At 63.8% G+C, this 6,954-nt stretch carries 6 protein-coding genes; 3 read left to right on the plus strand and 3 right to left on the minus strand.

The features are described from left to right. The coding region (locus ACU0BR_RS06225; RefSeq protein ID WP_446155983.1) for a TonB-dependent receptor at positions 1 to 1,337 on the minus strand (1,337 nt) is incomplete at its 3' end. A gap of 209 nt (positions 1,338 to 1,546) precedes the next feature. On the opposite strand from ACU0BR_RS06225, the gene ACU0BR_RS06230 reads away from it, so the two are divergent. Next, positions 1,547 to 2,560 (plus strand): NADP-dependent oxidoreductase, encoded by a 1,014-nt coding sequence (locus tag ACU0BR_RS06230; protein WP_446155984.1) that lies wholly within the window; start codon positions 1,547 to 1,549, stop codon positions 2,558 to 2,560. A 43-nt stretch (positions 2,561 to 2,603) separates the two neighbouring features. On the opposite strand, the gene ACU0BR_RS06235 is transcribed toward ACU0BR_RS06230, so the two are convergent. Further along, positions 2,604 to 3,365, minus strand: coding sequence for an SDR family NAD(P)-dependent oxidoreductase (locus ACU0BR_RS06235; RefSeq protein WP_446155985.1), 762 nt, complete (start codon positions 3,363 to 3,365; stop codon positions 2,604 to 2,606). A 167-nt stretch (positions 3,366 to 3,532) separates the two neighbouring features. Here ACU0BR_RS06235 and ACU0BR_RS06240 point away from each other — a divergent pair, with 167 nt between their 5' ends. Next, positions 3,533 to 4,336 (plus strand): SDR family NAD(P)-dependent oxidoreductase, encoded by an 804-nt coding sequence (locus tag ACU0BR_RS06240; RefSeq protein WP_446155986.1) that lies wholly within the window; start codon positions 3,533 to 3,535, stop codon positions 4,334 to 4,336. 6 nt (positions 4,337 to 4,342) lie between these two features. Here ACU0BR_RS06240 and ACU0BR_RS06245 read toward each other — a convergent pair whose 3' ends face one another. After that, the gene (locus ACU0BR_RS06245; RefSeq protein ID WP_446155987.1) at positions 4,343 to 5,974 is read right to left on the minus strand and encodes an AMP-binding protein; all 1,632 of its coding nucleotides are present in this window, start codon (positions 5,972 to 5,974) and stop codon (positions 4,343 to 4,345) included. A gap of 238 nt (positions 5,975 to 6,212) precedes the next feature. On the opposite strand from ACU0BR_RS06245, the gene ACU0BR_RS06250 reads away from it, so the two are divergent. Continuing rightward, positions 6,213 to 6,954 (plus strand): aromatic ring-hydroxylating oxygenase subunit alpha (locus tag ACU0BR_RS06250; RefSeq protein ID WP_446155988.1); only part of this gene is annotated, 742 nt, incomplete at its 3' end.

Raw genomic sequence — 6,954 nt, forward strand, 5'->3', positions numbered from 1 at the left:
CGCAGGCTTTTTTCGTCGCGCGTCCACCGGCCGCCGAACGACAGGCGCAGGTTCTCGGCGAAATTCCAGTTGAAGTCGCCGAACACCGCATAGCTCTTGGTTTTGCCGATGACGTTTTGCGGATTGGGGTCGAAATCGATGGGATCCACACCGGGCGAGAAGCCGAAGACGCGCGTGTACTGGGTCAGGTCGAATTCAGAATCGAAGTAGAAGCCGCCGACGACATAGTCGAAGCCGTCGAACAGATCGCCCGCCGCGCGAATTTCCTGGCTGAACTGCTTATAGCTCTGGATACGGCGGGTGTAATAAAGGTCGGTATAGGTCGAATCGAAGTCCTGCGTCTGGTCCTCGCTCGACTTGCGCAGGCCCGTGACCGAGGTCAGCAGGATCGGACCCGTGTCCCAATTCGCTTCCGCGGTGATCGCGGGCGCTTCATAGACGCCGCCCGCCGGCTGTCCAAAGACGGTATACAGGTCGTCGGTGGTGTTGCGGTTGCAAAGTTCTGGCGGGGCAAAGCCGCAGAACAGCTCGGTATCGTTGGTGATGACCGAGTTGACGACCTCGAATTCCTGCCTCTGCTTCTCCACCGTCAGCAGGACGTCGAAATCGTCGTTGGGCTCGACCGCGATGGCGACGCCGAAATTCTGGTTCTTCGATCCGCCGCGACGCTCGCCGGTCTGGCCGTCGCGGTGGAAGCCGTCGGTTTCGTTGTAGAAATAGAACGGCTTGACCCCGATCATGTCGCCAATGCCGAAATTGACCACGGCGCGCGCGCTATAGGTGCCGAACTTGGCATAGGACGCCTCGGCCTTGATGCCGGGTTCGAAGGTGGGGCGGGTGCGGCGGATGTTGATGACGCCGCCGATGGTGTTGCGCCCGAACAGCGTGCCCTGCGGCCCGCGCAGCACCTCGATCTGTTCGATGTCGAAGAAGTCCAGCAGCTGGCCGGTATTGGTGCCGATGAACACGCCGTCGATAACGACGCCCACGGTGGGCTCCTGCGATTTTTCGATATCGGCATAGGTCAGGCCGCGGATCGACAGGTTCGCCGCCGCCGCGCCCGAATTCTGCTGGGTGATCAACAGGTTGGGCGCTTCGCCCTGAAGGTCGCCGATATTGAGCGAGTTCTTGTTCTCCAGCATCGCGGCATTGATCGCGGTGATGGCGACGGGCGTGTCCTGCAGCGATTCCTCGCGGCGGCGGGCGGTCACGATGATGGCATTGGGGTCGGTGCTGCCCTCGACCGGGCCGGCGGCCGGGGTGGGCCCTTCGGGATCGGTGACGAGGTCGGTATCCTCGTTCGTGACCTGCGCGTGGGCGGCTTGCACGGAAATCATTGCCGAACCTGCGAGCGCGGCTGCCGCGAACGCACGTGTGAAACCTGTTGCCATCATCCTTCTCCCCTTGATGTCGCCGGCGCTTTTGCGCTGCCACGCTTACACGCGTCTTTTCCCTTTTCTGCGGGCTTTGCGTCACTGCACTTTGTATCAGGTGCCAAACCGGGGTCATCTGCCGACCATGCAGGCAAAAGCAGATAGGAGAGATCATGCCCGAGAACCGCCGCTTCATCCTGCGCCGCCGTCCCGAAGGGGACCCGGTGCCCGAAGATTTCGAACTGGTGGAAGAGGATATTCCCGCTCCGCCGCCCGGAGGCTTCGTGATGCGCAATGTCTATTGCTCGCTCGACCCGGCGCAGCGCGGGTGGATGTCGGACGAGGAAAGCTACATGCCGCCGATTCCGCTGGGCGATGCGGTGCGCGCGACCTGCGTGGGCAAGGTGCATGCCAGCGACAATCCCGACTATCCGGTGGGAAGCTGGGCGATGGAGCTGAACGCGATCGAGGATTACACCGCGGTCACGCCCGGCCATTTCACCGCGCCGATCGATGTGTCGCTTGTCGACAGCCCCTCGCGTTTCCTGTCGGCCATGGGTGCGGTCGGGCTGACCGCCTATTTCGGCCTGATGGAGGTCGCCAAGCCTAGGGCGGGCGAGACCTTGTGCGTCAGCGCTGCTGCGGGCGCGGTCGGTTCGGTGGTGGGGCAGATCGGCCGCATCATGGGATGCCGCACCATCGGCATCGCGGGCGGCCCGGAAAAATGCCGCCGGCTGGTGGAGGATTACGGCTATGACGTCGCCATCGACTACCGCGGCAAAGACATCGACGCGCTGCGCGCCGAACTGGCGCAGGCAACCCCCGATGGCATCGACATCGTGTTCGAGAATGTCGGCGGCGACATATTCGAGGCCGAGGTCTTCGAACTGGCCAAGAAGGCGCGCGTCGTGCTGTGCGGACTGATCAGCGAATATAACGCGGTGGAGCCGCACGGGCTGAAGAACCTTTGGCAGGTCATCGTCAAGGAAGCGACGCTGCACGGATTCCTGGTGATGGACTATGCCCCGCGCTTCGCCGAAGGGGGCGCGCAGATCGCCGAATGGATGCAGCAGGGCCGCATGCGTATCGACGAGGATGTGCAGCACGGCATCGAGAACAGCTATGACGCGTTCATGCGGCTGTTTTCGGGCCGGAACACCGGCAAGCTGATCCTGAAGATCGGCTGATTCAGCGGTGCGGGCGGGGCCGTGGGCCCCGCCCGTTCGCGGTTCAGAACTGCACGCGCTTGGTATAGCCGCCGTCGACCACGATATTCGCGCCCGTCATCGCCTTGCAGCTCGGCGATGCGATGAAGGCGATGGTGCGGGCCAGCTCGTCCCCGTCGGTCAGTCGGCCCATCGGGATCTTGGACAGCGTATCCTCGTAGAACTCCTTCATGTTGTCGCGGATATAGGCCCATGGCCCATCCTCGCACATGACGGGGCCGGGGGTGATGCAATTGGCGCGGATGCCCTTGCCTGCAAGGTTCTGCGACAGCGCGGCGGCATAGTTCATCACCGCGGCCTTCATCGAGTTGTACGGCTGCACGCCCATGAATTCCTCGACCGCGCCGGTCGAGCTCATGCAGATGATCGACGCGGCGTCCGATTTCTCGAGGAAGGGCATGGCCGCCTCGATCCCGCGGCGCATCGGCAGGATATCGGTTTTCAGGATCGTCTCCCAGCCATCGTCAGTATCCTCGCCCGGATTGGCGGAGGTGAAGCTGATGAAGATGTCGCAGCCGCCAAGCTTGTCCGCGGCTTCCTTCACGAAGGCGGGGACCGCGCCCGCATCGGTAACGTCCAGCGTCTTGGCGTGAACGGTCACGCCGCTGGGCTCAAGCTCGCCCACCACGGTGTCGACCTTGTCCTGCGTGCGTCCGCAGATCGCGACATGGCAACCCTCGGCCGCGAGTGTCTTGGCGACCTTGCGGCCGATGCCGCCGTTCGCGCCAATGAGGATGGCTTTCCTGCCCTTGAGGCCCAGATCCATGTGACAATCCTTTCCCGTGGTGTGATCCGTTCCGCGCATGCTGCGCGCGGATTTCGATGCAGTCTTACACTAGAGGCGCTGCGGCGACGTATCGACTGCACTTTTGCGCAGTGCTGCGCGTCGCCCCCCGGTGATACTCATGACGCAAACACATGGGAGACGCACGGATGACAAGACTCAAAGGCAAGCGCGCCCTGATCGTGGGCGCCAGCAGCGAGGGCAATATGGGGCAGATGATGGCGCGGCGCTTCCTATCCGAAGGCGCGGCGGTCACGGTCGCGGGGCGCAAGCAGGCGGTGCTGGACGATTTCGCCAAGGAAAACGGCGCGACGGCGATCGCCTGCGATCTGACGCAGGAAGACAGCGTGAACGCCTTGGTGGAGGATGCGCATGCGGCGATGGGCGGCATCGACATCGCGGTCAACGCCACCGGTTGGGGCCTGTTGACCCCGTTCCTCGACAACACGCGTGAGCAGCTGGAGCAGATGACGGCTCTGCAGCTGGTCGGACCGTTTCAGCTCTATCAGGCACTGCTGCGCAAGATGGCGCGTTCGCATGGGGGCCAGGGGGGATCGATCATCCAGATTTCCAGCGCGACGGCAAAGATCATGCTGTGGAACCACGCCGCCTATATGGGCACCAAGGCGGCGACCGATCACATCATCCGCTGCGTTGCGAACGAGTTCGGGCACGACGGCATTCGCGCCAATTCGATTTCGCCCGGCCTGACCGAAACGCCGATGACCGCGGAGGCGGGAGAAGTGCCCGGCCTGCTGGAAAGCTTCCTACCCGGCTATCCGCTGGGCCGATACGGCACCAGCGAGGATATCGCCGCCGCCGCCGTGTTCCTGGCCAGCGACGAATGTTTCATGACGGGCGAGAACCTGCAGGTGAACGGCGGGCTGTGCCTGCGCGGCAATCCCACGCCCGAGCAGATGGAGGCCTCGATCGCCGCCGCCGCCAAGGGGTAAGGGCGCTCAGGCGCTCGCTTTCTCCTGCTCGATCATGGCGGCGACTTCGGCGCGGAGGCGGTCCTTGCGGATCTTGCCCGATGCGGTGCGGGGGAAATCCTGAACGAAGACGAAGCGTTCGGGCGTTTTCTGCTTTGCCAGCCCGCTTTCCTGCACATGCCGGCACAGCGCGGCGGTGTCGGGCGCGTCCTCCTCGCTGATGACATAGGCGCACACGCCTTCACCCAGCCGTTCGTGCGGCATGGCGACCACGCTGGCGTCGCGGACTTGCGGATGGGTGCGCAGCACGTCCTCGATCTCGACCGCGCTGATGTTCTCGCCGCCGCGGATGATCAGGTCCTTCTTGCGGCCGGTGATGGTAATCGCGCCCTCGGGCGACAGCACGCCCAGGTCGCCGGTCCTGAAATAGCCCTCTGCATCGAAGGCGGCGCTGCTTTGCGCCTTGTCCGCATAGCCCAGCATCATCGACGGCCCGCGTGAGAGGATCTCTCCCTCCGTGCCAGGCGCGACCGGCTCGCCGGCGTCGTCGATCAACTTCACTTCGTAATCGACCACCTCGCCGTCGGTGCGCGCTGCCAGTTCCGGATCGTCGGGCCAGCCGAAACTGACCAACGGAACCTCGCTCGCGCCAAAGACGCGGAACGCCTGCAGATTGTCGAACGCCGAATTGGCCGAGGGGATGAGGTCGGGCGGCACCGCCGCGCCCCCGCAGGCGAACATGCGCATCGACGGCAGCCGCGTGCCCGCCTGCCGCGCGGCATTGGCCAGCTCGACAAGGAACGGGGTCGCCGCGACGGTGCCCGCCACCTCGTATTTCTCGATCAGGCGGACGGCCTCTTCGGCGTTCCAGCTTTCCATCAGCACGACGCGCGTGCCCATGATCAGCGGCGATTCCAGCCCGTTGGCATAGCCCGACACATGGGTGACGGGCGAGGGCATGATCAGCGTGTCGCCCTCGCCGATCCGCCAGTGTTCATAGCTTTTGCGCACGATATTCTCGAGCGTGTTGTGGCTGTGCAGAACGCCCTTGGGCCGCCCGGTGGTGCCAGAGGTATAGAGCACCAGCTTGACTTCGGTCGCATCGACTTCGGGCCGGTATGCGGGAAGGGTGCGGCCTTCCTGAACCAGCGCGGCAAAATCGTCCGGCCCGTCGCCGCGCACGGTGAAGACATGGGTCAGGTCGGGCAGGTCGCCGCGGATCCTGTCCGCCATTTCGGCAAAGTCATAGCGGCGGAACTGCGTGCAGGTGAACAGGCCGCGCGCACGGCAGTCGCCCAGCATCATCGTCACCTCGGCATCGCGGTAGATCGGCACGATGGGGGAGAGCACCAGTCCGGCGATGGCGCAGGCAAGGTCGATGATCGCCGCCTCGTGCCAATTGGGTGTCTGGAATGCGATCACGTCGCCCGCCGCAAAGCCGCGCGCGTGCAATGCATTGGCCAGTGCCTGCGCCTCCTCCAGCCATTCGCGGCGCGTCAGGTCGCGGCGGTCGTCGACCAGTGCGACGAAACCGGGATCTTCGTCCACCCGTTCCCGAGCGAGATCGGCGATGGTCTTCCCCCGCCACTGGTCTGCGAAATCCGCAAGATGGCGCGGCAATCGCTCCAGCCAGCGCCACGGCGCTTCCACTCGGTCCATGAATTTGCTCCTTTCCCTGCCTCGTTCTCGCGCGGATGGGCGGCGGCGGCCATTGGCGGAAATAATAGGGTCCCGGCAATAACAGGATCTCGGCCGCAAGGCGCCAGCGTGCGCTTTTACCTGAGGCACAACCTCTCATTCCCGTCAGGTTGTTTCTGCCGTCGATAAGGGGCAGTTTTCGTCCCAACCGGGAATCCCCAAGGTGCGGATTCCATGCAGAACACATCGGGAGAGAGCGATGGACCGCGCAGCACGCATCGGACATCTGGGCGAACTGGCCGAAACCATGATCGGCTATGTCGAGAACAAGACCACATTCCAGGGCAAGGACACCATGACCGTGCCCGCCGCATCCTATTGCGACGAAAAGGTGTACCGGCAGGAGATCGACCGGATCTTCAAGAAGCTGCCCTTGATGCTGGCCTTCACCGCCGAAATGCCCAACCCCGGCGATTACAAGGCGATGGACGCGGTCGGCATGCCGGTCCTGATTACCCGCGACAAGGACGGTACGGTGCGGGCGTTCCTGAACGTATGCTCGCATCGCGGCGCGCCGGTGGCGGAGGAAGGGCACGGCAATTGCTCGCGCTTCATCTGCAAGTATCACGCCTGGACCTATGGCCGCGACGGCCGGCTGATCGGCATCAACGACCAGAAGAGCTTTGGCGATGTCGACAAGTCCGCACGCGGGCTGAAGGAACTGCCGTGCGAAGAGCGGCATGGGCTGATCTTCGTGTCGCTCGACCAGAACGGATCGATCGATCTCGATGGCTATTTCCGCGGCTATCTCAATGATTTTGCGGATCTGGGCTTTGCCGACTGGCACTTCATCGGCAGCCGCGAAATCCATGGCGCGAACTGGAAGATCGCGTTCGACGGCTATCTCGAAGGCTATCACTTCCAGTCGCTGCATCCCGAGACGATCTTTCCGCGCACGCCGTCGAACACGATGCATTACGAGGGCTATGGCCCGTCGATGC

It is taken from the genome of Brevirhabdus sp. (assembly GCF_052826345.1).